We start from the raw sequence: 1,520 nt of genomic DNA, 5'->3' as shown, positions 1-1,520 counted from the left end.
AAACGCCCTCCCTGCGGACAGGAAGGGCGTTCAGTCGGGCTGAGGTCGAAAGCGCGGCTAGTGGACCTGGGCGCGACCAATGGTCAGGCCGTCCTCGCCGGCCCGGACATCGATCACCGCCCCATCTTCCAGATCGCCGGCCAGCAGCTTGCGGGCGATGGGGTCGATCAGCGCCTTCTGGATCACCCGTTTCAGCGGTCGGGCGCCATAGACCGGATCATAGCCCTTGTCCCCCAACCAGGTCATGGCCGAGGCGTCGAGGGTGAGCGTCATCCGGCGGTCGGCCAGCATCTTCTCGACCCGTTGCAGCTGGATGCCGACGATGTTGTCCATCTCCGCCCGGCCCAGCCGCTTGAAGAGGATGATCTCGTCGATCCGGTTCAGCAGTTCCGGCCGGAAGTGGCTGCGGACCACCTCCATGACCATCGGCCGCACCGCCTCGACGGGCTCGCCCTCGGCCTGGGCGGCCAGGAATTCCGAGCCCATATTCGAGGTCATGATGACCAGGGTGTTTCGGAAGTCGATCGTCCGACCCTGGCCATCGGTCAGCCGGCCGTCATCCAGCACCTGCAGCAGGATGTTGAAGACGTCCGGATGGGCCTTTTCCACCTCGTCAAACAGCAGCACCTGATAGGGCCGGCGGCGGATCGCCTCGGTCAGCGCCCCCCCCTCGTCATAGCCAACATAGCCCGGAGGGGCGCCGATCATGCGGCTGACCGAATGCTTCTCCATGTACTCGCTCATGTCGAGGCGGGTGATGGCCTGCTCGTCGTCGAACATGAATTCGGCCAGGGCCTTGGTGAGCTCGGTCTTGCCGACCCCGGTAGGACCCAGGAACAGGAACGAGCCGATGGGCCGGTTGGGGTCCTGCAGGCCCGCCCGGGCCCGGCGCACGGCGTCGGAGACGGCGGCCAGCGCCTCCTCCTGGCCGACCACCCGGCCGCGGAGATAGTCCTCCATGGACAAGAGCTTTTCGCGCTCGCCCTCCAGCATCTTGTCGACGGGCACGCCGGTCCAGCGGCTGACCACGGCGGCGATCTGCTCGGCGTCGACCACCTCGGGGCTGACCGGCTCCTCGGCCGCAGCGGTCTCGGCCTGCGCCAAACTCCGTTCCAGGGGCGGGATTTCGCCATAGGCGATCTCCGAGGCCCGCTGCAGGTCGCCCCGGCGCTGGGCGGCGACCAGTTCAGCGCGCAGACGGTCCAGGGCCTCGCGGATCTGGGCGGCCGAGCTCAGCTTGTCCTTCTCCGCCTTCCAGCGGCCGGTCATGCCGGCGGATTCGGCTTCCAGCTCGACGAGTTCGTCCTCAAGCTTTTCCAGCCGCGCCTTGGACGCCGCGTCGGTCTCCCGGGTCAGGGCCTCGCGCTCGATCTTCAGCTGGACGATCCGACGGTCGATCTCGTCCAGCTCCTCAGGCTTGGAATCCACGGCCATGCGCACCCGGCTGGCGGCCTCGTCCACCAGGTCGATGGCCTTGTCGGGCAGGAAGCGGTCGGTGATGTAGCGGTGCGAAAGCTCGG

The 1,520-nt window shown here is 67.6% G+C and carries 1 protein-coding gene; it reads right to left on the bottom strand.

Annotated features, from left to right (window positions below; translation table 11 throughout):
- Positions 1-57: 57 nt before the first annotated feature.
- Positions 58-1,520, bottom strand: a 1,463-nt coding sequence (locus tag Q7V15_RS09160) for an AAA family ATPase (RefSeq protein ID WP_304755256.1), incomplete at its 5' end; no start/stop codon positions are given.

It is taken from the genome of Phenylobacterium sp. (genome assembly GCF_030651755.1).
Lineage (GTDB): Bacteria > Pseudomonadota > Alphaproteobacteria > Caulobacterales > Caulobacteraceae > Phenylobacterium.
This window is presented reverse-complemented; position numbering and strand designations above follow the sequence as displayed.